Genomic DNA, 23,260 nt, shown 5'->3' on the forward strand with positions numbered 1-23,260 from the left:
TCGACAGGAGGTTTTTTATATGACAATGACAAAAGATAAATTTACATATATCCCCCAGGGCGTTTGTTCCAAGCGCTTTGATTTTGAGCTGGAAGGCGACGTTATTACCAACGTTGTGATCACCGGCGGCTGCCCCGGCAACCTGTTAGGCATTTCCAGAATCATCAAGGGGAAAACAGTCAAAGAAGTAGTAGAAGCTTTTCAGGGAGTTCATTGCGGCGCGAAGCCGACGTCCTGTCCTGATCAGATCGCAACGGCGTTAACCAAACACTTCCAATCAAACTAAAGGATAGTTTCAGAGCGGAACGCTCAGCCTAAGAACAGGTGAGAGCGTATGAAAAAACCGCAGATGGAAGTTGCGAAAACGCTGGTGGAGATCGGTTTGTCGTTTGACGTCATCGAATTGATGACGCAGGTGACGCCGGTCGAGTATCTGGCAGAAGTGATGGATGAAAATGAATCAGAAACAAATGAAAAGCACTGCTGAGCGTGCTTTTTATTTTGGATTCCGGAAGGAGGGGAAATCATGCGGAAGTTTCATTTTATTTGGGAGTTTTTAGAAGGCAACCGGAAACGGATGGCGGCGATGATCATTTTGGTGTGCGTGTACGCGTTTCTGAATCTGTGTTCACCGCTGTTGTTCAGCTTTATGATCGACAACGTCATCCATGCCCAGCCGGCTAACAATCCGGTTCTGGCGTGGCTGTTGGATCATTTGGGCGGGGCGGCATATTTACAGCGGAATTTGTGGATCGGCGCCGCGGCGATTCTGGCGATTAATGCGCTGATCTGCGTGTGCGTGTTCTTGCGGGGGTATTGGAACGCGGTGATTTCAGAGGAAGTCTGCCGCAAGGTCCGCAACCGGCTTTACGCGCATCTGCAGTCGTTGCCGTTCAGTTACCATGTGCGGATTAAGACCGGCGATCTGGTGCAGCGGTGCACGAGTGATGTCGATCAGATCCGGCGCTTTCTGGCGGGACAGATCTCAGAGGTCGTCTATTCCGTCGCGACGGCGCTGGCCGCGCTGTTGATTCTGTTTTCCATCTACCGGCCGCTGGCCTGGCTGGCGGTGATCTCGATGCCGCTGTTAGTGATCTACGCGTATATCTTTTTTACCCGCGTGCAGAAGGCGTTTTTAGCGTCGGATGAGGCTGAGGGGGATCTGAGTACGGCGGTGCAGGAGAATTTATCCGGCATCCGCGTCGTTAAGGCGTTTAATAATGAGCGGGAGGAAATCCGGAAGTTCGAGCAGAAAAATGCCCGCTACCGGGATCTGACGTTTAAAATGATTCAGTATCTGGGTGCGTACTGGGGGACAAGCGACCTGATCTGCCTGACGCAGATCTTCGTGATCATTCTGGCCGGGATTTTTGCCGCGGTTCGGGGCGATCTGAGCGTCGGCAGCTTCTTCGTGTTCATTTCGTATGAAGGCATGATCCTGTGGCCGGTACGCAACCTCGGCCGGATTCTTGCCGATATGGGTAAAATGAGCGTGTCCATCGGACGTCTGCAGGAAATTCTTGACGAAACTCCGGAAGATGTGGCCAGCGGGGAAACGCCGCCGATTGAGGGCCGGATTGAGTTCGATCATGTTCAGTTTCAATATGAAGGCGACAGTCAGCCGGTGCTGAAGGATCTGACCTTTACGATTGAAAAGGGCATGACGGTGGCGCTGATCGGGCCGACCGGCGGAGGCAAAAGCACCTTGGTTCATCTGTTGATGCGGCTGTACGATCCGACGTCCGGTCAGATTCGGATCGACGGTCATGACATTACAGGAATCCAGCGGACATGGCTGCGCCAGAACATCGGCATCGTCCTGCAGGAACCGTTCCTGTTTTCGAAAACAATTTACGATAACATTCACCTGGCCCGGCGCGGGGCACATCGCGAGGAAGTGGAACAGGCGGCGCGGATTGCGTCGGTGCATGAAGTCATCGCGGAGTTTGACCGCGGCTACGACACGTTAGTCGGCGAGAAAGGCGTCACGCTTTCCGGCGGACAGAAGCAGCGGATCGCGATCGCCCGCACGGTGCTGTCGCCGCAGCCGATTCTGATCTTCGACGATTCGCTGTCAGCGGTCGATACCCAGACCGACGCGAAGATCCGCGCGGCTTTAAAAGAGGTGCAAAGCCAGACTACGACGCTGATCATCACCCAGCGGGTGGCTTCGGCGATGGATGCCGACCTGATCCTGGTGCTGGAACAAGGCCGGATCACTCAGGCGGGAACGCATGCTCAGCTGATTGAGGAAGACGGGCTGTACCGCCGGATCGTTGAGATTCAGACGGCCCGGATGAATGAAGGAGGGGAGGAAGCATGAGTCAGATTCGTTTTGAAGAACAACAATACAATACGGAATCGCTGGATGCCGGCCTGTGGAAGCGGATCTTCGTACTGATGAGACCGCTGCGCAAGGAGCTGGTGCGGCTGCTGATCCTGATGGTCGCTGTCGCCGGCTGCGACGTCCTGTTTCCGATCCTTAACAAAATCGCGATCGACACGTTTGCCGCAGGCGGTCAGCCGGACAGCTCGCTGTGGATGTTTTCCGGAGTTTACATGGCGGGTGTGCTGTTTCAGGCGTTCAGTGTCTATCTGTTTTTCATGCAGGCGGGCAAAATTGAAATGGCGTTCTCCTACGATGTGCGCCAGAAAGCGTTCGCCAAGCTGCAGACGCTCTCGTTTTCCTACTTTGACCGGACGCCGATCGGCTGGCTGATGGCGCGGATGAACAGCGATATTGCCCGGCTGGCGGAAATTCTGTCGTGGAGTCTGATGGATCTGATCTGGGGCTTAGCGGTGATGCTGGGAGTCAGCATCGTCATGCTGATCGTCAACTGGAAGCTGGCATTGCTGGTGCTGATGGTCGTGCCGGTGCTGGCCTGGCTGAGCGTGTGGTTTCAGGTTCGGATTCTCAAGAATTACCGCAGCGTGCGGCGGATTAACTCGCGGATTACCAGTGCGTTCAACGAAGGCATCACCGGCGCCAAGACGACGAAGACGCTGGTCATCGAAGATGATAACTTAAAAGAATTCAATGAAGAAACGCTTGAGATGAAGGCGGCCAGCGTGCGCGCGGCGACGTTGTCCGCGCTGTTTATGCCGGTGGTCATGGGTCTGGGTGCGATCTCGACCGCGGCGATCCTGTGGTCGGGCGGCCATCAGGTGCTGATGCAGACGCTGCAGTTCGGCACGCTGATGATGTTTACGCAGTACGCCACGCAGTTTTTTGAGCCGCTGAGGCAGATTGCCCGGCTGATCGCCGAGCTGCAGCTGGCACAGGCCAGCGCGGAGCGGGTGCTGTCGCTATTGGACAGCGAACCGCAGATTGTCGATACCCCGGAAGTCATTGAAAAATATGGAACGGAGCTGGAGCCGAAGCCGCAGAACTATGAACCGTTAGCCGGCGACGTGGAGTTCCGGCATGTCGATTTTGAATATCTTGAGGGCGAACGTGTGCTGACCGATTTTAACCTGAAGGTGAAAGCCGGCCAGACCGTTGCGCTGGTCGGAGAAACCGGTTCCGGCAAGAGTACAGTCGTCAACCTGTTATGCCGGTTTTATCAGCCAGTGAACGGACAGGTGCTGATCGACGGGAAAGACGTGCGCGAACGCTCGCTGGGCTGGCTGCACTCCCATCTCGGCTATGTGCTGCAGGCGCCGCATCTGTTCTCCGGCACGGTAAAGGAGAACATCCGCTATGGCCGGCTGGATGCCAGCGACGAACAAATTGAAGCGGCGGCAAAAATGGTCGACGCGCACGAGTTCATTCTGCGTCTGGAAAACGGCTACAACACGGATGTGGGCGAGGGCGGCTCACGATTGTCAACGGGGCAGAAGCAGCTGATTTCGTTTGCCCGCGCCGTGCTGGCGGATCCGCGGATCTTCGTGCTCGACGAGGCGACCGCTTCGATCGACACCGAAACGGAACAGGTGATTCAGTATGCCATCGAACACCTGATGAAAGGCCGGACAAGCTTCATCATCGCGCACCGGCTCTCGACGATCGTCAACGCCGATTTGATTCTGGTCATGAAAAAGGGTAAGATAGTAGAACAGGGAACGCATAGCGAACTGATGCGGTTGAACGGCTATTATGCCCGGCTGTATACCGCGCAGTTCAACGAAGACCTGGAGAACCAGCTGCTTAACCGCGGCCGCAGTTAAAGGAGAGGAAGTCAAACCATGAAACTGGAAGTCGGAACGCGTTGTCCGTTCCATATTGAAGAAGGCGTGATGATCGATTTTGTCGAGGATCAGTGGCTGATCTTGATCAAAGACGCTGTGTGGCAGGATGAGGAAATCAAGGCCTTCCGCCGCAATCTTGGCCGGCTGGCATTTCTGCCACTGGATACCGTCGTGTTCTTTACCGTCAATATCGACGACGTGCTGGAAACTTCGGATCTGCCGTTTGTGATTCAGGAAAGTGAAAGCACGGATGCCATTCTGGCTCAGGCAACAATGCCGGTGACGCTGGCGCTGATCTCAAGTCAGGACGAGGTGCTGGCGCTGCGGCAGCTGACGCTGGGCAATGCGGAAAGCTCGCAGGTGAAAGCGCAGCTGAAACGGATTCTGGAAGCGGGTTATGAAGCGGAAGTGTCAAACCATCAGATCGACAAGACGCAGGCTCGCTACCAGCCGTATGAGCTGGAAGAAAAGGCGCTGTTTACCGCGGCGTTCTAAACTTGAAAAAAGGAAATGAAAGAAGCATGGAAGCGATGAAAATTGACACCGCTTCCATTTTCATTTCTGCTTGACAACTTCGCCCTTGCGACGTATTCTGAAAAAGTTCGCTTTCAGGGGGAGTATATTTATGGAAGTTCAAACACATAAAATGTCGTTATTTCATTATACGTGGCCGATCTTTATCGAGCTGCTTTTGCAGATGTTAGTCGGCAATGTCGACCAGATGATGATGAGCCAGGTGTCGCAGAACGCCGTCGCGGCGATCGGCAATGCCAATCAGATCGTCAATGTTCTGATCATTACGTTCAGCGTGATCTCGCTGGCGATGACGATTCTGGTCACCCAGTATTTCGGCAGCGGCAACCGCGAACGGGTTGGAGAAACCTATTCTCTGGCGCTGTTTGTCAATTTTGTTTTCGGGTTGGGAATCAGCGTCGCGCTGGTGTTCTTCAACCGTCCGATCTTTGCCTGGATGCATGTGCCGGCGCAGATTCTGGACGACTGTGCAATCTATATTACAATCATCGGTCTGGGCATGGTACTGCAGGCGCTGTTTATGACATATGTCGCGATGTTTCGCACACAGGGTTGGATGAAGCAGACCATGGCGGTGTCGGCGGTGATGAACGTGCTCAACATCATTGGAAACTTTCTTTTGATTCAGGGCGTCGGACCGATCCCGCCGCTGGGCATCGCGGGCGTCGCGATCTCCAGCACGGTGAGCCGGCTGATCGGCCTGGGCTTGCTGATCGTCCTGTTTAATCTGCGCACAACGATTGAGGTCCATCTGCGCAGCCTCAGCCCGTTTCCCTGGGGCCAGCTGAAAAAGCTGCTGGCGATCGGGATTCCTTCCGGCGGGGAAAGCGTATCCTACAATCTGTCGCAGATGGTGATCACCAAGATTGTCAACGGCTTCGGTACGGCGGTCATCAATACGCGCGTCTATGCGAACATGTTCGCCATGGTCTCGTATATGTACGGCAGCGCGGTGTCGCAGGCGGCGCAGATCCTTGTCGGCGTCCTGATCGGCGGCCGAAAACTGGAAGACGCGCATAAGCAGGTCATGCACACGATCATATATTCCCTGATCATCGGCGTCGGCGTGTCAACGCTGCTCTATATCTTCTCAGATTCGCTGTTCGGGCTGTTTACTGACGATCTGGCCGTGCTGCGCTTAGGCAAACAGGTGATGTTGATCGAGATTTTCCTGGAAGCCGGCCGGGCGGTCAACATGACGCAGGTGCGGGCGCTGCAGGCGGCAGGGGACATTCAGTTTCCGATTCTGCTGGGCATCGCTTCACAATGGGGCGTCGCGGTCACGCTCTCGTTTGTCTTTGCGGTCGGCATGAATCTGGGCGTGGTCGGCGTCTGGCTGGCCATGATGATCGACGAAGTGCTGCGTGCGATCTTGTTTCTTCTGCGGTGGTACTCGGGCAAATGGAAAACCCGGAATCTGATTGAGAACTGACTGACACGTCAGTTTTTTTATGAAAGTGATTCTCTTATCTGATCGGGTTCTATGGTAAAAAGTCCTATCGGGAACATCGTTGTTTTCAATCGCGCTTCATCCGACTGCCGCAAAAGAATCAGAAGCCAAAAAGCCGGCGTGGGATATGCCGGGATAAACTATATGGCGGATTGTCTTGGGGCATGAAAACCGGGATTTGATAAAGTTTGCCGATCTGATCTGGGAGGCGGTATTATTTTTTTCAGTTTTTGTATTGACAGAATGAATATAGCGTATATACTGTATATATACAGTGAGAAAGGGTGACGGCATGGAAATCTTTATCAGCAACACGAGCGACAAGCCGTTGTATGAACAAATTACCGCCCAGATCAAAAATCTGATTCTTAACGGCGCGTTAAAGGAAGGGGACGCCCTGCCTTCAATGCGAATCTTGGCCAAGGAGTTAAGAATCAGCGTGATTACAACCAAGCGAGCCTATGAAGAACTTGAACGTGAAGGCTTCATCGTGACGCAAAGCGGTAAGGGCAGCTATGTGGCGGCGCGCAACGTGGAGCTGATTCGCGAGGAGAATTACCGCCGGATCGAGCAGCAGCTGCTCACTGCGGTGAACATGGCGCGTTTAAGCGAGATTTCCCTGGATGAAATGATTGAGATTCTGACCCTGCTGTATAAGGAGGAGTAATCATGGACGCCATTTTATCAATAGAACATCTGCATAAACAATATTCCGGTTTTGAATTGAACAAGATCAGTCTGCGGCTCAACCCCGGCGAAGTCATGGGCTTCATCGGCGAGAACGGCGCGGGCAAGACGACGACGATCAAGTCGATTCTCGGCTTAATCCGCCACGATGGCGAGGTTCGTATTTTTGGCAAACCGTTCGAACAGTTAACCGAGCGGGAGCGCGGTCAGATCGGCGTCGTACTGGACGGCTGTCACTTCCATGATCCGCTGACGGTCAAACGCGTTGAACAGATTTTATCCAACATTTATCCTGAGTGGGAAAGAACGAAGTTTCTGCAGCTGTGCGAACGCTTCGGGCTGCCGCTGAATAAGAAGATCAAGACGTTCTCGACCGGCATGAAAATGAAGCTGTCGATCATCGCGGCGCTCTCGCACAACGCCCGCCTGCTGATCCTTGACGAGCCGACCAGCGGTCTGGATCCGATCGTCCGCGACGAGATGCTCGATTTGTTTTATGACTTTATTCAGGATGAAACGCATTCGATTCTGTTTTCCAGCCACATCACGACGGATATTGAGAAGATCGCCGATACGGTGACGTTTATCCATCAGGGCCGGCTGCAGTTTTCGCTGCCGAAGGACGTCCTGCATGACGAATATGGGATTGTCAAGGGTTCGCGTTCAGAGATTGAAAAGATCGATTCCGATTCGCTGCTGGCGATTGTGCCGCAGAGTTTGACCTGCCAGGGGTTGGTCCGCAACCGTGAGGAAGTCCGGCAGGCGTTCGGGAAGCTGAACGTCGAAGCAGCGTCGCTGGAAGAAATTATGCTTTGTATGGTGAAAGGAGAAGTTCGATAATGAAAGGCTTATTGTTAAAGGATGTCTTTGTCGTCTCTGAATTTGTCCGTGTGCTCTCGCTGATGGCGATTGTCTTCATCGCTTCGATGATGGCGATCGACGGTTTTTCTGTCATCGGCGCGATGATTTCGCTGCTCGTCGTGTCGCTGGTCATCTCCTCGTTCAGCTACGATGATCTGGCGCATTGGGACAGCTTTGCCGCGACGCTGCCGATCAGCCACAAAAAGCTGGTCGCTTCCAAATATCTGTTTCTGCTTCTGCTGGGCGTGCTGGCGATTGGGGTTAACGGGTTGTTGTCCTTGTTTTTAGTTGCGATGCAGCCGGAAGTCAGTTTTGCCGAACAATTTGTCACCGGAATTCTGATTTCAATGACGGCGTGTGTGATCGACTTCGTCTTAATCCCGATGATTTATAAATTCGGCGCGGAAAAAAGCCGAATGATGATGATGATGGTGATCGTCGTGATCTTCGGAGTCTGCTACGGCGGGGCAGCGTTGCTGGAAATGGTGAATCTCAGTACAGACTGGATCACACTGCCGGTGATGATCGGCGGAGTTGCCGCGGCGTTTCTTGGCAGCCTGTTGATTTCCTGGACCTGCTCTGTTAAAATCGTAGAAAAGAAAGAATATTAAGAACTTTGGCAGGAGGCGGTCAGAATGCAAAAAATTGATGGGCACGTGCATTTGGAACACGGACCTTTGAGTGTGGCGTATGTTGAACAATTTGTCGCGGCCGCGCAGAAAGCCGGGCTGGATTGTCTGCAAATCTTGGATCACACCCATCGCTTCCGCGAATTCCGTCCGGCCTATCAAAGCGTAATCGACGCTGATCCGCTGCAGGCGCAATGGCTGAGCGGAAAAGGAAAATTCAAAGATTCTTTAACAGAATATCTGGAGTTGGTCCGGCAGATGAAGCAGCACGTCTGGCCGCTGGAGGTTCGGTTTGGTCTGGAGGTCTGCTACACGCCGGAAAGCGAGTTGTTCTTACGGGAGATCTGCCGGGGATTGCCGCTGGATTTTCTGGTGGGCAGCGTTCATTCGATTGACGGTTTGTTGTACGATATGCCGTTTTCCCAGCCGCTGCTGTGGCAGAAATATGCGCATCAGGTGATCGTTGACCGCTATCTGGATTGTGTGCTGCAGTCTGTGCAAAGCGGATTATTCGATCAGATCGGCCATCCGGATACCGTGAAAATGGCGGCCTGGGATGTGACGATGGATCCGGCGCGAATCCGTGAGATCGCTGAGGAAGCGCAGCTGCGGGGGATCGTGCTGGAATGCAATACCGGCTGTCATTGGCGCTACGCGCATTCAGATCTTGGCTTGTCCGATACCTGGCTGGAAATTCTGGCCGAGGCAGGCAACCGTGTCATAACGGCCAGCGACGCCCATGATCCGGAAGATGTTAACCGTGATCTGGAACAGGCACGGGCCCGGCTGGTTCAGTTTGGCGTGCGCTGCGCTTAGGCTGGCTTCCATCCTGTTTTGACATGAAGTGAAATCAAGAAAACCGCTGACCAGCGGTTTTCTTGCATTGCGGATTTTCTGGATTCTGCGGCTTCCTCCGGCTGATCTGTGTAATTGAGAACCAGACTAAGAAGCAGGAGGTTTTTAAATGAATCCGAAAATTTATGAGTTTGACGCTGTCATCCGGAAGGTTGAAGGGCTGGATGGGGCGTATATTGAATTTCCCTGGGATGTGCGGACTGAATTCGGCCGCGGCCGGGCCGCGGTTTCAGCCGAGTTTGACGGTGTCCCGTACTCGGGCAGTCTGGTGCGGATGGGCACGCCCGGACACATTCTCGGCGTGCGCAAGGACATCCGCGCTCAGATCGGCAAACAACCCGGTGATTGGGTGCATGTGCGGCTGTGGGAGCGGACAGTTGAAAAAAAGCGCTGAATCCATTTAAAAAAACACAACAAAGGCACGCAAGTGTAGGCTTTGAAAAACATATCGGCGTATGGTACAATACTAGCGTTATAGAAAATGGTGGAAGTTATGAAAGTAAAAGAAATTGTCTTGCTGGCAGGGGTGCTGGCGCTGGATATGCTGACGAAGTTCTGGGTGCAGTCGACGATGACGCTCGGCCAGAGCATTCCGGTCATCCGCGGTTTTTTCAATATTACCTACGCGCAGAATACCGGTGCGGCCTGGAGTCTGCTCGAAGGGAAGATGATGTTTTTCTACATCATCACTGCCGTTGCTGTCGTTGGCTTCTCCTGGTATTTATGGAAGACGGACAAGAAAGAGACATGGACGCGGATGGCAACGGTGCTGGTGATCGGCGGCGCGCTGGGCAATCTGATCGACCGCGTGGCGTTTCACTATGTTCGGGATTTCCTTGATTTTATTATCTTCGGATATGATTTTCCGATTTTTAATGTGGCGGACATGGCGCTGTGCGTCGGCGTCGGATTGCTGATTCTGATCACGCTGATCCAGCCGGAAGGAGAGAAACACTAATGGAAACACGCATTTTGATCGTTGAGGAACAAGACCAGGGCGTGCGCCTGGATAAATACTTGAGCACAGCGATGGACGATTGTTCGCGCAGCCGCGCTCAGCAGCTGATCGACCAGGAAGCTGTGCGGATCGACGACCTGCCAGTCAAAAACAGCTATAAAGTGAAAGCCGGGGATGAGATCGAGGTCACGCTGCCGGATGAGGAAGCGCTGGAAGCGCAGCCGCAGGAAATGGCGCTGGACGTCGTGTATGAGGATCACGAAGTGATCGTCATCAACAAGCCAAAGGGCTTAGTCGTCCATCCGGGACCAGGCAATCCGGATCATACGCTGGTCAACGGTCTGCTTTGGCACTGCCATGATCTTTCGGGGATCAACGGCGTGCTGCGGCCGGGGATTGTGCATCGGATCGACAAGGATACCAGCGGGCTGATCGTCGCCTGCAAGAATGACAATGCGCATCAGTCGCTGGCGCAGCAGCTGGCGGAAAAGACCGCCGGCCGGCAATATTATGCGCTGGTGCACGGCGTGATCAATCACGAATACGGAACGATCGACGCGCCGATCGGACGGGATGAAAAGGATCGTCAGAAAATGGCGGTCACGGAGAAAAACTCCCGGCCGGCCATTACGCATTTCAAGGTTGTGGAGCGGTTTGACAATTACACGTTGGTCAGCTGCCGTCTGGAAACCGGGCGCACGCATCAGATTCGCGTGCACATGAAGTATATTGGCTTTCCGATCGTCGGCGATCCGAAGTATTCGCTGCGCAAGACGCTGCCGACGCAGGGCCAGATGCTCCATGCTTACCAGCTGTCGTTTACCCATCCTTCCACCGGCGAGCGGATGACGTTTGAAGCGCCGCTGCCGCCGGAATTTGAAGCGCTGTTAACACAGCTGCGCCAGGAGAGGAGCGGGCTATGAATTGTACTGAAAAAGACGTGCAGTTGCTGCAGCTGGCGTATTACTTTATATCCGTCTGCCAATATCAGTTTATCTCTCTGCGCGAGGCGCAGGACGAGATCTGGCTGGGGAATCCCAAGCATCCGGAATACCCGGTCATCCGGCTGTCGCAAACCCGTTTGAGCACGGTGTTTTTCGATAAGACGCGGATTTTGAAGATCCATCAGTCGATCCGGAATTTATTCCGCCGAAACTGTGATCTGCTGGATATTCATATCAGCGACGAAGCGGTGCAGGATCAGGAGGAACAAATCGATCTGGTGACGATTTCGCCGCAGACGGTATCCGATCCGCAGCTGACGGCAGTCTTCCCGGGTCTGGACCACGCGGTTCAGCCGATCCAGGATCCGCAGCAGGAATACAATAAGATCACCCAGAAGCTGGCCGAGCTGCAGCGGCAGCGTGCGCAAAGTCCGCAGACAAAATCACCGCTGACGCCGCCGAAAGCGACGATGATTCTGATGGGCATCTGCCTTGTCATTTATTTGTTAAGCGTGGTGTTCTCCTGGATGTTCAGGGAATTGGGCGGCTCAGGGGAAGTGAGTGTTTCCGTCGCGATTTTGTTAGGCGGCTACTATAAAGCGTTTGTCGTCGGTGCGCATGAGTACTGGCGCTGGCTGACGAGCGCGTTCGTCCACGTCGATCTGTGGCATCTGTTGATGAACATGATGGCGCTTTACAACATGGGCATGCTTTGTGAAAAGCTGATGGGCGTGCGGAATTATCTGATCATTCTGTTCGGTTCGATTTTATTCGGCTCGGCGTTTGTCTTCTTAGGCAGCGGCAACGTTGTGGCGATGGGCATCAGCGGCGGACTGTACGGTCTGTTGGCGGCGTTTCTGGTATACGGCATACAGACGCGGATTCTGTTTCAGCCGCAGCTGCGGACGCAGTTCCTTTTGATCCTGATGATCAACCTGATGATCAGTCTGATGCCGGGCGTTTCGCTGGCCGCGCATTTCGGCGGCTTTGTCGGCGGCTTGTTGATCAGCGTCGTGCTGACTCGCAATGATTCGTGGGCGCAGCTGCGTAAGAATACGATGGTGGCGCTGTGCGTAGCGGTTGTGTTCCTCGGCCTGAAGACAGTTCAGCCGCAGGCCCGTGAGCTGGATACGATCTATCCTGGAACGGATCGGATGGTCGTGGAGATGCTGAAAGATCTGCATCTGGACTTCTACGGCGATCATTTAAGCAGGAAGATGGTCGAAACTTACGTGGGATCGTCACTTTAGGAGGAAATGAACGATGAAGCGAGAACATGTTTTAAGCTGGGACGAGTATTTCATGGGCCTGGCGCATCTGTCGGCGATGCGGTCCAAGGATCCTTCAACGCAGGTCGGCGCGGTCATCGTCGATCAGGAGCACAAGGTGGTCGGAATCGGTTATAACGGTCTGCCGATCGGCTGTTCCGACGATGAATTTCCATGGGATCGGGAAGGCGGTATGCTGGAAACGAAGTACGCATTCGTCGTTCATGCCGAATTGAACGCGATTCTCAACAGTACGCGTAATCTGCACGGCTGCACGCTGTATGTGTCACTGTTTCCCTGCAATGAGTGCGCCAAGGCGATCATCCAGAGCGGAATCCGGAAAATCGTCTATGAAGACGATAAATATGCGACGGCAGATAACGTCATCGCTTCTAAAAAGATGCTCAACGCGGCGGGCGTGGAACTGGTGCGGTTGGGGAAACGCGTGCGGTTAAACGTCGAAGTGATTTCCGACTAAACTTGAAAAACGAGAAATCTGAGGTTATAAGCGGACAAAAGAGCTTGTTGTTCGCTTTTTTTGTGTTAAGAAGAGTCTTCATTCTGTGAAAAAATGATGAAAAATGAAGAAATAGCGGGGCTTTTCGCAAAAAAGCGCAATAGGTATAAGGGAGGGATAAAATCTATGACTTTAATAAAAGCGAAAAAGCAACGTTCTAAACCTCAGGCTCCAACCAACTACAAGCTGCGCTGTACGAATGACTTTGTGTTCAAATCCCTGATGACTTATGATCCGGAGATTGGAAAACGGCTGGTGAAGGATCTGACCGAAAGTATCCGGGATTATGTCGTAGACAAGGTCGATCTGACTTCCACGGAGCTGTTGACCGAAGGTTTCCAGGCCAAGGATATCCGTCTGGATATCTGCGCCCGCTTAACGCCGGACCGGTTGATCGATTTTGAGATGCAGTGCGGCTCCAACAAGATGGAGATTCCCAACCGCAGCGCTTATTACGCCGCGACGCTTGTCAACCGGCCGGACAACAAAGGCCTGGCGTATACTGCGCTGACGCCGGTGGATCAGCTGTTTCTGCTGGACTTCGACTTTCCGGCGAAGGCAGATCAGCCGGAGAAAGCGATACATGTCTATCAGTTAGCGGAGATCCTGGATCATGACATCTTGACAAACCTGATCTCGGTGGTTATCATAGAGATGAAGAAGATAATTCAGATGAATCACAGTTATGAAGAGCTGAGCCGGGCGGAAAAGTGGTGCTGGTTTCTTGAACGGTATGACGAGGAACACAGCGATTCGGTGGTAGTCCGGTTAGTGGAAGAAGATGAAATCTTTAAGGAGGCGGACAGCGTAATGAAGAGAATGAGCAGTGATCCGGCAATGCGGGATGCGGCGTTTGAGCATAACCGGCGGATGATGGACATGGCGCAGCTGCGCTATGAAGGCAAACAGGAAGGTTTGGAAGAAGGCATTGAGAAAGGCATCGAAAAGCAACGATTAGAAACCGCAAGGGAAATGTTGAGAAATCATTGTGATGATCAGCTCATCCAGCTCTGCACCAAGATCAGCCTTCAACAACTGGAACAGTTAAAGAAAGAAATCGTTCCCGGTTTCAATCAAATCGAGGACGACTCAGAGCAATCCCATCTGGCAAGCGACTGAAAATAGTGAGGGGGATCAGGTGAAAAAATCAGTAACCTGTGTTACGGTTAGTCCGCTGTATTTTACGATCTGGAACATCGGATGATCAATTAGAGCTTTTCAGAGGCAGACAGCAGAGGATCGCAAAAATTGATTTTCATGAGAAGACCCGTTCCGGGTCTTTTTCAATAGCAGCGCATAAAAAAAAAGCAGAATTTCTCCTGCTTCAGCGATTTTCTTCTTTATAACAAATCGGCGACTTTCTCCGTATTTTTGAAATGCAGCTTCGCTACTTCTTTTAAATGCTGCTCGCCGTGTTTTTTGACGAAGGCCGCACCATCCTGATCGACAACGCTGCCGGCGCCTTTGGAAAACGACATATCCCATTGTTTCTCCATCGCATCCCAGGCTTTGAGGAATGCGCAGCGGGCGATCATGGAAGCGCAGGCGACGGCAGGATAATGACTTTCCGCTTTGGTTTCAAAATGCAGGCCGCGGACGATTTCTTTTTGCCCTTGACAATACCGATAATAGCTGGCTTGGGGCGTGAACTGATCGACGATCGCCGCCTGCGGCAGACTCCCGCGCTTACGCTTGAGATGCCCATACGCCTGATTATGCAGGATCGCCTTGATCTGGTTCATATTGCACTGGGTATGGATCTGATTGTATTTGACCGGCGGCAGAATCAGCAAGGAATACGCTAGCCGTTCCATTAAAAGCGGCGCGGTCTGCAGAATCACTTCGTCGTTGATCTGCTTGGAGTCGTTGACTTTTAATTCCTGCAGCCATGCCAGATCCTGCTGCTCGACGGCGCAGGCGCATACGCAGACGGAACCGAAATAATCGCCGGTGCCAACCTCGTCGCTGCCGGCATGGGTTTGTTTGGCGAAACGTCGAAAATCAGACTTTCCCTGGCTGAGGTTGGTATTTTCCAGTCGATCTTCGGTCTGAAACGGCGCAGCGTAAATCATCGCGTCCTTTCCCTGAAAGACGACTTTATTGGATTGGTAAGCGGTAATCGTGCAGTTTTCCGGCTTGAGCTGATAGCGCGCATAGGCCGGGGCTTTGACTTCAAACTCGCTCCAGGCAGCGTACAAACGCTCGATCTGGGAGCTTGTCAGCAGCAGTGTTATCGTGTTCATGGATTCACCTCTGGTACTTATGATAACACAGGATTTGCAAAATCGCTTGTTTTTCGGTATCATGTTCCTCAGGTAGGAGTGATGGAAAATGGTAATTGAGAGCCAGACTTATATGGTAATTAACGCCGCGGTGCTGATCCTGGCGGCGATTCAGATTTTGATCGGGGTAAAACGGGGCTTTTTAATCCAGCTGATGGACTGCGTGGGTTTGCTTCTGTCGCTGTTTGCCGCGTGGCTGTTCTCGCCGGTGCTGGCGGAGTGGGCCGCGATCGTTCCAGCGTCGCTGAATCCGGCGCGGGATACGGTGCTGGGACCCTGGGTGTATGGCTTGATGAATCAGATCGTCTGGTTTATCGCCGTGTTTATCATCTGTAAGCTGATTCTGTTGCTGGTTCGTCCGGTGGTGAAAATGCTGGGGAAAATCCCGCTGGTCAAACAGGCCAATCAGCTGTTAGGCGGTTTGTTCGGGTTGGTCAATACCGGGATCTGGCTGGTCGTCTTTTCGATCCTGCTGATGCTTCCGTTTTTTGAAAACGGGCAGCAAGTGATCGACGCGACGCTGTTGTCGATGCCTGGCAAGGCCGCGGCGGTAATCAATGAAAAACTGCTGGAAATGCCGCAGGATGAAAATCAGCTGCAGAAGCTGGTGGATGGCTGGGATCAGCTGACCGACGAGGACCGCACCTTGATAAAAGACTGGCTGAATGACAATCAGCTGACCTTTCAAAATCTTCAAGCTTTACTGAATTCACTGAAAGGAGAATAACGATGAACAGTAGCAACGGCCTGGAGCTGGCGCTGATTAAGCAGCAAATCGCTCAGCTCTGCGCCTTTTCGTTAGGAAAACAAAAAATTGAGGAATTGCAGCCAAGCTTTTCGCCGTTGGTCATTGTGAAGGAAAACCGGCGGATCGCGGAAGCGCTGCAGGCTGTAATTCAATTCGGTCCGATGCCGTTTTATGGAATCCGCGATCTTTCGCGGTCCTTGCATACGGTGCTGCGGGACGGCGTCTGTACGCCTCAGGAACTCATTCAGGCGGCCGATCATGCCCGCGGTGTCAGCGGCGCGCAAGGGTATCTGAAATCCGTGGAGCTGCCCTGCAAGGAAATCCATGAGCTGGCGGATACCATGGAGCCGCATCTGGAAGTCGCCGAACAGCTGGAACGCTGTTTTACGCCCTATGGCGAAGTGCTCGACAGCGCGTCGCCGGAGCTGAAGCAGATCCGCCGCAGTCTGCATCAGACGGAAGCCGAGCTGGTGCGGGAAAGCCAGCGCTTCGTTCAGTCGCATGCGAGTCTGTTGACGGATTCGATCACGACGACCCGCAACGGCCGGATCGTGGTCCTGGCAAAAATTTCGGAGAAAAACAGTCTGGGTGGGTTTGTCCACGGCGAGAGTGCTTCGGGCGCGACAGCGTATGTCGAGCCGGGCTGTCTGATCGAGCTGAACAACCGCAAGCAGACGCTGATCTCCCGCGAACAGGATGAGATCGACCGGATTCTCGTCGAATGCAGCCGTTTGTTAAAAAGCGTTGCCGAACCGTATTTAGCTAATCTGGAAACGCTGGCGATCCTGGACGCGCTGTTCGCCAAGGCTCAGTGGGGCCAGCGTCATAACGGCGTCGTCGCGAAGCTGTCGGAAGGGCGGACGCTGGTTCTGAATCAGGCCCGCCATCCGCTGATCGATCCGAAGACGGTCGTCGCCAACACGTATCGGATTATCGAACCGCAGAAAATGCTGATGATCACCGGCCCGAATACCGGCGGTAAAACTGTTTCGTTAAAGATTATCGGACTGTTTGTGTTAATGAGCTACTGCGGCATTCCGGTGTGCTGCGAGGATGCGGAAATCCCGCTGTTTGATCAGGTGTTTGTCGATATCGGCGATGATCAGTCGATCGTGCAGTCGCTGTCGACGTTTTCCGCGCACCTGGCGAAGCTGGCCGACGTGACTCAGCACGCAACGAAAAAATCGTTGGTTCTGCTGGACGAATTAGGCTCCGGCACCGATCCGAAGGAAGGCGAAAGTCTGGCGATCGCCGTACTGAACGATCTGCGCGAGAAGGGCTGCTTAAGCGTTGTCACCACCCATTATGGACGTTTAAAGCTTTATGGCAAGCGGCATGAGGACATTCTGGTCGCGTCGGTACAGTTCGACGTGGAGAAGATGATGCCGACCTATCATTTTATCGAAGGCCTGAGCGGTCAGTCGAACGCCTTTGAAATTGCCCGTCGATTCGGTTTGAAAGAGAAAATTATCCGGGAAGCGGAGTTTTTAAAGCGCCAGCAGCGTTCCCAGGAGGACGAGCTGATCGAGAAGCTGGAAGCCCAGATTTTGGAAAATCAACAATTGAAGGAAAAACAGGAAGCGCTGATCGCGCAGACGGAGCAGCAGCGGCAGCACCTGGAGCGCGAGCTGCAGAAGCTGAGCGAAGAAAAACAGCGGATTCTCGACGCGGCGGAAAAACAGGCGCAGAAGCAGCTGGAAGAGGTAAAAGCGGAAGGCGAGGCGCTGTTGGAAGAATTGCGTCAAAGTCAAAAGACGATGAAGCTGCATGAGATCATCGAGAAGCAGCATCAGCTTAACGCCCTGGGCAAAAGCGAAGCCCAGCTGGAAGAGGAAGCCAATGACGAGCCGGAACCGCAGTTTCAGGTCGGCGCCTTTGTGGAATTGAAAAAATCCAGTCAGATCGCCGAGATTCTGCAGCTGAAGCGCAATCAGGCTGTCGTCGATCTCAACGGCATCCGCACGACTGTCAAGCTGGAAGACATGCGGCCGACCCAGCGGCGGAAAAACAAGCCGGCGCCCTCCGGCATGTCGATGAAGGCGCTGCGCGCGAAGACCGTGAATCTGGAATGCAATATCATCGGCTGCCATGTTCAGGATGGGCTGGAAATTGTCGACAAATATCTCGACGACGCCGTTGTCGCCCGGATCGGCTCCGTCCGAATTATCCACGGCGCGGGCACCGGCGTGCTGCGCAAAGCGGTTCAGGAGAAGCTTAACCGCGACAAGCGCGTCGAGAGCTGGCGGATCGGCGGTGCGGGTGAAGGCGGCGCCGGAGCAACCGTCGTCACGCTGAAGACGGGGAAAGCGAAATGATCAGCTCCGCACTGAAGGCCAAGCTGCAGACGCTGCCGTTAGAGCCCGGCTGCTATCTGATGAAGGACAAAAATGACACGATCATCTATGTCGGCAAGGCCAAGAAACTGAAAAACCGCGTCAACCAGTATTTTGTAGGCGCGCACAATTACAAGACGACCAAGCTTGTCAGCAACATCGTTGACTTCGACTACATCGTCACCTCCAGCGAGAAGGAAGCGCTGGTGCTGGAAATCAATCTGATCAAGAAATATCGTCCGCGCTACAACATCATGTTCATGGACGATTCCTCTTATCCCTATATCAAGCTGACCCATGAAGCCTATCCGACGCTGCGGGTTGTGCGCGACGCCAAGAAAGACCGCAAGGCGAAATACTACGGTCCGTTCCCGGACGCTTCGGCGGCGCATCAGACGATGAAGCTGCTCAACCAGCTCTATCCGCTGCGCAAGTGCGATAAAATGCCGAAGAAGCTGTGCCTGTACTATCACATCGGACAGTGTCTGGGGCCCTGCGAGCTGAACGTCGACCCGGAAATCTACAAGGAAATCTCCGAGAAAATCACCCGCTTTCTGCGCGGGGACGTCAAGGATCTGGTCAGCGAGCTCAAGTCCAAGATGAACGCCGCGGTAGAAGAACTGGCGTTTGAAAAAGCCCGCGAGTACCGCGATCTGATCACGTCGATCGAGCACATCACCGACAAGCAGCAGGTTCAGGTTGAGGACAACAAGGACCGCGACGTATTCGCCTGTTACGCGGATAAGGGCTACCTTGCGATCCAGGGCTTCTTCATCCGCTCCGGCAAGCTGCTGGAACGCCAGCTGTCGCTGACGCCGCTGTATGGCGATCCGGAGGAAGAACTGATTTCCTTTTTAATGCAGTATTATCAGAATCACCCGCTGCCTCAGGAAGTGATCGTGCCGCTGGAGCTGGATATCGAAGCGCTGCAGGAGGTCATCACCTGCAAGCTGATCCAGCCGGTCAAGGGCTACCGCAAAAAGCTGCTGGATATGGCGTCCAATAACGCCAAGACCAATTTGCTTCAAAAATTTGAAGTGATGGAGCGGCAGAATGAAACGACGGAGGAATCAATGCGGCAGCTGGCGCAAAAGCTGCGGATACCCGGCTTGTCCCGGATTGAGATCTTCGATAACTCGCATATTTCCGGCGCCTTCACCGTTGCGGGCATGGTCGTATTCGAGGACGGCTTGCCATGTAAAAACGATTACCGGCTGTTTAAGCTGCATACTGAAAACAGCGACGTCGACTCGATGAAGGAAGTGCTGTACCGGCGCTATTTCCGGCTGTTGAACGAAGGTGGACGGTTTCCTGACCTGCTTTTAGTCGACGGTGGTCTGACTCAGATTGAAGCGGCGAAGGAAATTCTCGGTTCGCTTGATCTGGATATCCCGATCTGCGGCCTGGTGAAAAACGACAAACATCAGACGTCCAGTCTGATGAACGAACGTCTGGAGATCGTCGACGTCGAACCGGGATCGCCGCTGTTCTTCTTATTAATGCGGATGCAGGACGAAGTCCACCGCTTCGCGATCAGCTATCACCGCAAGCTGCGTCAGAAAGCCCAGACAAAGTCGATTCTGGATGAAATCGACGGGGTCGGCGAAGTCCGCAAGAAGAAGCTGATGAACACATTTAAAAGTTTTAAGCGGTTAAAAGAAGCGACGGTTGAGGAGATCGCCCAGGTTGTGCCGCAGGAAGTCGCGGAAAGAATTTTTGAGACGCTGCATGTGGAACCTTAACCCCGTTGTCCTGCATACTATGGTTTAGAAACCAAGAGGAGGACAGCGATGAAAAAGATTCTGACCCGGCGGGAGAAGGAAGTCTTTGATCTGTTGGTCAGCAATTACGATACGAAAGAGATCAGTGAACAGCTGAACATCAGTGAGAAAACCGTCCGCAACCACATCTCCAACGTGATCCTGAAGCTTGCCGTCAAAGGGCGGGCGCAGGCCGTGGTGGAGCTGATCCGATGCCGCGAAATTGAAATCTAGCCCCCAAGAGGGGGCTATTCTTTTCGATTTATGTTATACTAAGATATGAGGTGGTTTTTTTGAAAATCAAACGCTTGCTTTTTGTCGCGGCGGTTGCCGCGTTATGCGCCGGGTGTTTAATCGTGATGAATATCCGCTATGACCGGCTTTCCCGCTATCCGTATCAGGATCCGAAAAGCCGCGCGCTGATCGACGAATACTTAAGCGATGAGGACATCGAGTATATCATCGAATATTCGATTGCCCCTTCGACATTTGTACCGTATATCCAGGCGGAGCGGTTCAGCGTTTATCATGCCCCGGAATACAACTACATGGAGGAGGCATTCTCCTACCGCAATTACGCGCCGGCCCTCATCGTCAAGATGGTAGAGGAAACGCGCGATCAGATCGCAGTGCAGGATCTGGCGCAGCTGATGCTGGTGTACAGCTACGAGGAAGTCAAGGACTGGCTGGACCGCGGCGATCCGTATTACCGCAGCGCCACGCTGGTGCTCGATCCGTCAGCGCTGGATACGCTGGTGGACGACGATCACACGATCGCCACGCATGTGCCGCTGCATTTGGAAGCGTTAGCGGACATCCCGCAGCTGACTGTCGAAGTTAACGGCGAGGAAAAGCCGATTCTGGTAGACGTGCGGCTGCAGCAGCCGCTGCGGCAGCTGTGCGAGGCGGCGGAGGCGGAGGTCAGCACGCGGGCCTGCGGCGGGCTGATCGTCACCGAAGGTTACGTCAGTTATCCAAAACAGGAAGAATTGTATAAGCAGGCGAAGGAACAATATGGTTCCTCGGCGATCCTGTATGTCGATTATCCCGGCCACAGCGAGCATCAGCTCGGTCTGGCTGTCGATTTTGCCGCAACAGGCAAGCAGTCGGAAGATTTCAGCACGACTGTGCAGTCTCAATGGCTGCAGGAAAACGCCTGGCGGTTTGGCTTCGTCCAGTCCTATACGGAAGACAAGGTCACGGAAACCAACAAGCTGGCCCGGCCGGAACACTACCGGTATGTCGGCCCGGCGCTGGCCCGGCAGCTGGTTGAGGAACATCACACATTGAAAGAAGGCACAGAATGATCGGCGTTTTTGATTCAGGAATCGGCGGGCTACGGTTATTGGATAAGCTTCGCCAGCGGTGGCCGCAGGAAGATTTTGTTTACCTGGCGGATCAGGCACACGTCCCGTACGGTTCGCTGGACCGCGATACATTACTGGATTTGTTGCAGCTGAATCTGAACTGGCTGGAAAAACAGGGAGCCGAGCGGATCGTGGTCGCGTGCAACACGGCCAGCGCGACCGGCATCGCCCGCCGTTATCGCGGTCAGGCGCAGATCGTGGAGATTATCTCCAAGACATGTGAACAAATTCCGGCTTCGACTGCGAAGATTCTCGTGCTGGCGACGCCGTTTACCGCCCAGTCGCATCGCTACCAGCAGGTTCTGGCGCGGCAGCTTCCGCAGGCGGAGGTCAAGGAAGTCGGCTTGAGTTGTCTGGCGTTTATGATCGAGCATCTCTGTCCGAAGCAGGAAATTGAAGCGTATCTGAAGGGTGAACTGAATGCTTATCGAGATCGCTACGACGTTGCGGTTCTGGCCTGCACGCATTTTCCGTTTGCCCGCGATCAATTTGCGAAGGTGCTGGGAATCCCTTTGATCGATTCGGAAAGCATCGCGCTCGAGGCCCCGGCTCAGCCCGGGCAGTGCACGCTGCGGATCGCGACGACTGGCAGCGTCGAGCTGTTAAATCGGCAGCTGCGTGGCTTGATGAACTGGGATGTTCCCTGCGAACATGTCCAGATTGAAATCTGAGCGAGGTCTTGTCGGGGGATCAGGAGAATCGAACGAGCCCCTGTTGCTTTGGAATAAGCTGGAAGAAGAATGGGAAAACCCGTTCTTTTTTTGTTGAAGGAGAAAGCATGGCCAATTTCCAATGCCGAAAATTCAACTCCCTGCGGCATCATTTTGAATGCCATCGGTGCATAGACTGTGACAGGAGGGGATGTTCATGAAAATCAAACCTGAAACGTTGAAGCAGGGCGCGGCTCTGATGTTTGGAGCGGTCGCGTTAGCCGCTTATCTCACTACCGTGCTGTGGCCTTCCCGCTCGCAGCCGGTTCAGACCGTCAGCGGATCCGATACGAGTGGGGATATGGTTCAAGTCTACTTGCTGGACGAAGACGCGACGCTGATTCCCTATACGCTGGGGATTGAGGAAGGGCTGGATTTAAACCAGAAGGTAGCCGAGGTTCTGCGGTTGATGACGATCGGCAACGAGCCGGTGCAGGGAGTGCGCGGACTTTTGCCAAACAATGCTCAGCTGGAAAACTGCGCGCTGCAGGGCAGCCAGCTTTCACTTTACTTCCCGGAGAATTTCCGTAATTATGATCCCAAGACGGAAATGCGGTTATTGGAAGGACTGACATGGGCGGTCACGCAGTTTGACGAAGTCAGCGAGGTTCTGCTTTATTTGGCCGGTGAACCGCTGACGCACATGCCGCAGCTGTCGACGCCGGTGCCGATGCCGTTAAACCGGCAGATTGGAATCAATAATTTTGAGAATACGGTCAACCGCCTGCACGACAGCCATTCGTTGACAGTGTTCTATACGCGTCAGAAAAACGGCTCCAGCGTCTACGTGCCGAAAACGCTGCGCATCAGCAATCAGACGAGTCTGCAGGACAAGCTGTCTTCCATTCTGGCGGACATCGGCGTGTTCAGCCAGCTGAAGCAGCCGTTGGCAGGGACTCCGCTGACGGTACTGGATTGTTCGTTGGACGAAGACCTGTTGACGATCAACGTCAGCGGCGAGATTCTGGACGAGGAGAAGAAGGTCAACGAAGAACTGGTTACCAGTCTGCTTCTGAGCATTCAAAGCTCGCTGGGCGTCAGTCAGGTTCAGCTGCAGGTCGATGGTGTCACGGTCAATCTCAGCGGCGTCAACGACGATCCGATCGACCTGAATTCCTTAATTCTCAATCAAATATTGCTTTAAGGAAGGCGGCAAATCTGATATTATA

24 protein-coding genes are annotated in these 23,260 nt (G+C 53.6%); 23 read left to right on the plus strand and 1 reads right to left on the minus strand.

Annotated elements, in window-relative coordinates:
- Window positions 1-19 precede the first annotated feature (19 nt).
- The 16 genes from BQ7364_RS08540 (at window position 20) to BQ7364_RS08610 (ending at window position 14,010) form a co-directional block, all read left to right on the plus strand.
- Complete coding sequence (locus BQ7364_RS08540) at window positions 20-286, plus strand: TIGR03905 family TSCPD domain-containing protein (RefSeq protein WP_006059158.1); 267 nt, start codon at window positions 20-22, stop codon at window positions 284-286.
- A 48-nt stretch (window positions 287-334) separates the two neighbouring features.
- Window positions 335-487 carry a hypothetical protein gene (locus BQ7364_RS17970; RefSeq protein WP_006059159.1) on the plus strand — a complete coding sequence of 51 codons (153 nt, stop codon included), beginning with the start codon at window positions 335-337 and terminating at the stop codon, window positions 485-487.
- A gap of 39 nt (window positions 488-526) precedes the next feature.
- Window positions 527-2,323 (plus strand): ABC transporter ATP-binding protein, encoded by a 1,797-nt coding sequence (locus BQ7364_RS08545; RefSeq protein WP_072684330.1) that lies wholly within the window; start codon window positions 527-529, stop codon window positions 2,321-2,323.
- Window positions 2,320-4,167, plus strand: coding sequence for an ABC transporter ATP-binding protein (locus BQ7364_RS08550; protein ID WP_072684331.1), 1,848 nt, complete (start codon window positions 2,320-2,322; stop codon window positions 4,165-4,167). Before BQ7364_RS08545 ends, BQ7364_RS08550 begins: the two co-directional genes overlap by 4 nt.
- Window positions 4,168-4,185: 18 nt before the next feature.
- Window positions 4,186-4,683 carry a hypothetical protein gene (locus BQ7364_RS08555; protein ID WP_072684332.1) on the plus strand — a complete coding sequence of 166 codons (498 nt, stop codon included), beginning with the start codon at window positions 4,186-4,188 and terminating at the stop codon, window positions 4,681-4,683.
- Between the two features lie 130 nt (window positions 4,684-4,813).
- A complete protein-coding gene (locus BQ7364_RS08560) occupies window positions 4,814-6,154 on the plus strand; it encodes an MATE family efflux transporter (protein ID WP_072684333.1) in 1,341 nt (446 codons plus the stop codon).
- A gap of 310 nt (window positions 6,155-6,464) precedes the next feature.
- Window positions 6,465-6,839 carry a GntR family transcriptional regulator gene (locus tag BQ7364_RS08565; RefSeq protein ID WP_072684334.1) on the plus strand — a complete coding sequence of 125 codons (375 nt, stop codon included), beginning with the start codon at window positions 6,465-6,467 and terminating at the stop codon, window positions 6,837-6,839.
- Between the two features lie 2 nt (window positions 6,840-6,841).
- On the plus strand, window positions 6,842-7,699 hold the full coding sequence (locus tag BQ7364_RS08570) for an ABC transporter ATP-binding protein (RefSeq protein ID WP_072684335.1): 858 nt from the start codon (window positions 6,842-6,844) through the stop codon (window positions 7,697-7,699).
- On the plus strand, window positions 7,699-8,331 hold the full coding sequence (locus tag BQ7364_RS08575) for an ABC-2 transporter permease (protein WP_072684336.1): 633 nt from the start codon (window positions 7,699-7,701) through the stop codon (window positions 8,329-8,331). Before BQ7364_RS08570 ends, BQ7364_RS08575 begins: the two co-directional genes overlap by 1 nt.
- A 24-nt stretch (window positions 8,332-8,355) precedes the next feature.
- Entirely contained in the window at window positions 8,356-9,165 is an 810-nt protein-coding gene (locus BQ7364_RS08580) for a PHP domain-containing protein (protein ID WP_072684337.1), read from the plus strand.
- 148 nt (window positions 9,166-9,313) lie between these two features.
- Window positions 9,314-9,598: a DUF1905 domain-containing protein gene (locus BQ7364_RS08585; protein ID WP_072684338.1), complete on the plus strand. Its 285-nt coding sequence runs from the start codon at window positions 9,314-9,316 to the stop codon at window positions 9,596-9,598.
- Window positions 9,599-9,697: 99 nt separating this feature from the next.
- Entirely contained in the window at window positions 9,698-10,162 is a 465-nt protein-coding gene (gene lspA / locus BQ7364_RS08590) for a signal peptidase II (RefSeq protein WP_072684339.1), read from the plus strand.
- On the plus strand, window positions 10,162-11,085 hold the full coding sequence (locus tag BQ7364_RS08595; protein WP_072684340.1) for an RluA family pseudouridine synthase: 924 nt from the start codon (window positions 10,162-10,164) through the stop codon (window positions 11,083-11,085). Before lspA ends, BQ7364_RS08595 begins: the two co-directional genes overlap by 1 nt.
- Window positions 11,082-12,356, plus strand: coding sequence for a rhomboid family intramembrane serine protease (locus BQ7364_RS08600; RefSeq protein WP_072684341.1), 1,275 nt, complete (start codon window positions 11,082-11,084; stop codon window positions 12,354-12,356). The genes BQ7364_RS08595 and BQ7364_RS08600 overlap by 4 nt, the downstream gene beginning before the upstream one ends.
- A 13-nt stretch (window positions 12,357-12,369) precedes the next feature.
- Window positions 12,370-12,852: a deoxycytidylate deaminase gene (locus BQ7364_RS08605; RefSeq protein ID WP_072684342.1), complete on the plus strand. Its 483-nt coding sequence runs from the start codon at window positions 12,370-12,372 to the stop codon at window positions 12,850-12,852.
- Window positions 12,853-13,017: 165 nt separating this feature from the next.
- Entirely contained in the window at window positions 13,018-14,010 is a 993-nt protein-coding gene (locus BQ7364_RS08610; protein ID WP_072684343.1) for an Rpn family recombination-promoting nuclease/putative transposase, read from the plus strand.
- Window positions 14,011-14,231: 221 nt separating this feature from the next.
- Here BQ7364_RS08610 and rnhC read toward each other — a convergent pair whose 3' ends face one another.
- Entirely contained in the window at window positions 14,232-15,134 is a 903-nt protein-coding gene (rnhC, locus tag BQ7364_RS08615; protein ID WP_072684344.1) for a ribonuclease HIII, read from the minus strand.
- A gap of 88 nt (window positions 15,135-15,222) precedes the next feature.
- Between rnhC and BQ7364_RS08620 the strand changes: the two genes are divergently transcribed.
- The 7 genes from BQ7364_RS08620 (at window position 15,223) to BQ7364_RS08650 (ending at window position 23,235) form a co-directional block, all read left to right on the plus strand.
- Entirely contained in the window at window positions 15,223-15,900 is a 678-nt protein-coding gene (locus BQ7364_RS08620) for a CvpA family protein (protein WP_006059176.1), read from the plus strand.
- 2 nt (window positions 15,901-15,902) lie between these two features.
- On the plus strand, window positions 15,903-18,236 hold the full coding sequence (locus tag BQ7364_RS08625; protein WP_072684345.1) for an endonuclease MutS2: 2,334 nt from the start codon (window positions 15,903-15,905) through the stop codon (window positions 18,234-18,236).
- Window positions 18,233-19,996, plus strand: coding sequence for an excinuclease ABC subunit UvrC (uvrC, locus tag BQ7364_RS08630; RefSeq protein ID WP_072684346.1), 1,764 nt, complete (start codon window positions 18,233-18,235; stop codon window positions 19,994-19,996). Before BQ7364_RS08625 ends, uvrC begins: the two co-directional genes overlap by 4 nt.
- Window positions 19,997-20,044: 48 nt before the next feature.
- Window positions 20,045-20,248 (plus strand): helix-turn-helix domain-containing protein, encoded by a 204-nt coding sequence (locus BQ7364_RS08635; RefSeq protein ID WP_006059179.1) that lies wholly within the window; start codon window positions 20,045-20,047, stop codon window positions 20,246-20,248.
- Between the two features lie 59 nt (window positions 20,249-20,307).
- A complete protein-coding gene (locus BQ7364_RS08640; protein ID WP_072684347.1) occupies window positions 20,308-21,321 on the plus strand; it encodes a M15 family metallopeptidase in 1,014 nt (337 codons plus the stop codon).
- On the plus strand, window positions 21,318-22,052 hold the full coding sequence (locus BQ7364_RS08645; protein ID WP_072684348.1) for a glutamate racemase: 735 nt from the start codon (window positions 21,318-21,320) through the stop codon (window positions 22,050-22,052). The genes BQ7364_RS08640 and BQ7364_RS08645 overlap by 4 nt, the downstream gene beginning before the upstream one ends.
- A 196-nt stretch (window positions 22,053-22,248) precedes the next feature.
- On the plus strand, window positions 22,249-23,235 hold the full coding sequence (locus BQ7364_RS08650) for a GerMN domain-containing protein (RefSeq protein ID WP_072684349.1): 987 nt from the start codon (window positions 22,249-22,251) through the stop codon (window positions 23,233-23,235).
- Window positions 23,236-23,260 lie beyond the last annotated feature (25 nt).

This window comes from Holdemania sp. Marseille-P2844 (genome assembly GCF_900120005.1).
GTDB lineage: Bacteria > Bacillota_I > Bacilli_A > Erysipelotrichales > Erysipelotrichaceae > Holdemania.

What these genes read in the sequence shown, in the direction of transcription:
- BQ7364_RS08625 (WP_072684345.1), top strand. Translation starts at nt 15,903, where the DNA reads ATGAACAGTAGCAACGGCCTGGAGCTGGCGCTGATTAAGCAGCAAATC.
- BQ7364_RS08645 (WP_072684348.1), top strand. Translation starts at nt 21,318, where the DNA reads ATGATCGGCGTTTTTGATTCAGGAATCGGCGGGCTACGGTTATTGGAT.
- BQ7364_RS08560 (WP_072684333.1), top strand. Translation starts at nt 4,814, where the DNA reads ATGGAAGTTCAAACACATAAAATGTCGTTATTTCATTATACGTGGCCG.
- BQ7364_RS08585 (WP_072684338.1), top strand. Translation starts at nt 9,314, where the DNA reads ATGAATCCGAAAATTTATGAGTTTGACGCTGTCATCCGGAAGGTTGAA.
- BQ7364_RS08575 (WP_072684336.1), top strand. Translation starts at nt 7,699, where the DNA reads ATGAAAGGCTTATTGTTAAAGGATGTCTTTGTCGTCTCTGAATTTGTC.
- BQ7364_RS08565 (WP_072684334.1), top strand. Translation starts at nt 6,465, where the DNA reads ATGGAAATCTTTATCAGCAACACGAGCGACAAGCCGTTGTATGAACAA.
- BQ7364_RS08540 (WP_006059158.1), top strand. Translation starts at nt 20, where the DNA reads ATGACAATGACAAAAGATAAATTTACATATATCCCCCAGGGCGTTTGT.
- BQ7364_RS08555 (WP_072684332.1), top strand. Translation starts at nt 4,186, where the DNA reads ATGAAACTGGAAGTCGGAACGCGTTGTCCGTTCCATATTGAAGAAGGC.
- BQ7364_RS08545 (WP_072684330.1), top strand. Translation starts at nt 527, where the DNA reads ATGCGGAAGTTTCATTTTATTTGGGAGTTTTTAGAAGGCAACCGGAAA.
- BQ7364_RS08650 (WP_072684349.1), top strand. Translation starts at nt 22,249, where the DNA reads ATGAAAATCAAACCTGAAACGTTGAAGCAGGGCGCGGCTCTGATGTTT.
- BQ7364_RS08595 (WP_072684340.1), top strand. Translation starts at nt 10,162, where the DNA reads ATGGAAACACGCATTTTGATCGTTGAGGAACAAGACCAGGGCGTGCGC.
- BQ7364_RS08600 (WP_072684341.1), top strand. Translation starts at nt 11,082, where the DNA reads ATGAATTGTACTGAAAAAGACGTGCAGTTGCTGCAGCTGGCGTATTAC.
- BQ7364_RS08570 (WP_072684335.1), top strand. Translation starts at nt 6,842, where the DNA reads ATGGACGCCATTTTATCAATAGAACATCTGCATAAACAATATTCCGGT.
- rnhC (WP_072684344.1), bottom strand. Translation starts at nt 15,134, where the DNA reads ATGAACACGATAACACTGCTGCTGACAAGCTCCCAGATCGAGCGTTTG.
- uvrC (WP_072684346.1), top strand. Translation starts at nt 18,233, where the DNA reads ATGATCAGCTCCGCACTGAAGGCCAAGCTGCAGACGCTGCCGTTAGAG.
- BQ7364_RS08620 (WP_006059176.1), top strand. Translation starts at nt 15,223, where the DNA reads ATGGTAATTGAGAGCCAGACTTATATGGTAATTAACGCCGCGGTGCTG.
- BQ7364_RS08580 (WP_072684337.1), top strand. Translation starts at nt 8,356, where the DNA reads ATGCAAAAAATTGATGGGCACGTGCATTTGGAACACGGACCTTTGAGT.
- BQ7364_RS17970 (WP_006059159.1), top strand. Translation starts at nt 335, where the DNA reads ATGAAAAAACCGCAGATGGAAGTTGCGAAAACGCTGGTGGAGATCGGT.
- BQ7364_RS08610 (WP_072684343.1), top strand. Translation starts at nt 13,018, where the DNA reads ATGACTTTAATAAAAGCGAAAAAGCAACGTTCTAAACCTCAGGCTCCA.
- BQ7364_RS08605 (WP_072684342.1), top strand. Translation starts at nt 12,370, where the DNA reads ATGAAGCGAGAACATGTTTTAAGCTGGGACGAGTATTTCATGGGCCTG.
- lspA (WP_072684339.1), top strand. Translation starts at nt 9,698, where the DNA reads ATGAAAGTAAAAGAAATTGTCTTGCTGGCAGGGGTGCTGGCGCTGGAT.
- BQ7364_RS08635 (WP_006059179.1), top strand. Translation starts at nt 20,045, where the DNA reads ATGAAAAAGATTCTGACCCGGCGGGAGAAGGAAGTCTTTGATCTGTTG.
- BQ7364_RS08550 (WP_072684331.1), top strand. Translation starts at nt 2,320, where the DNA reads ATGAGTCAGATTCGTTTTGAAGAACAACAATACAATACGGAATCGCTG.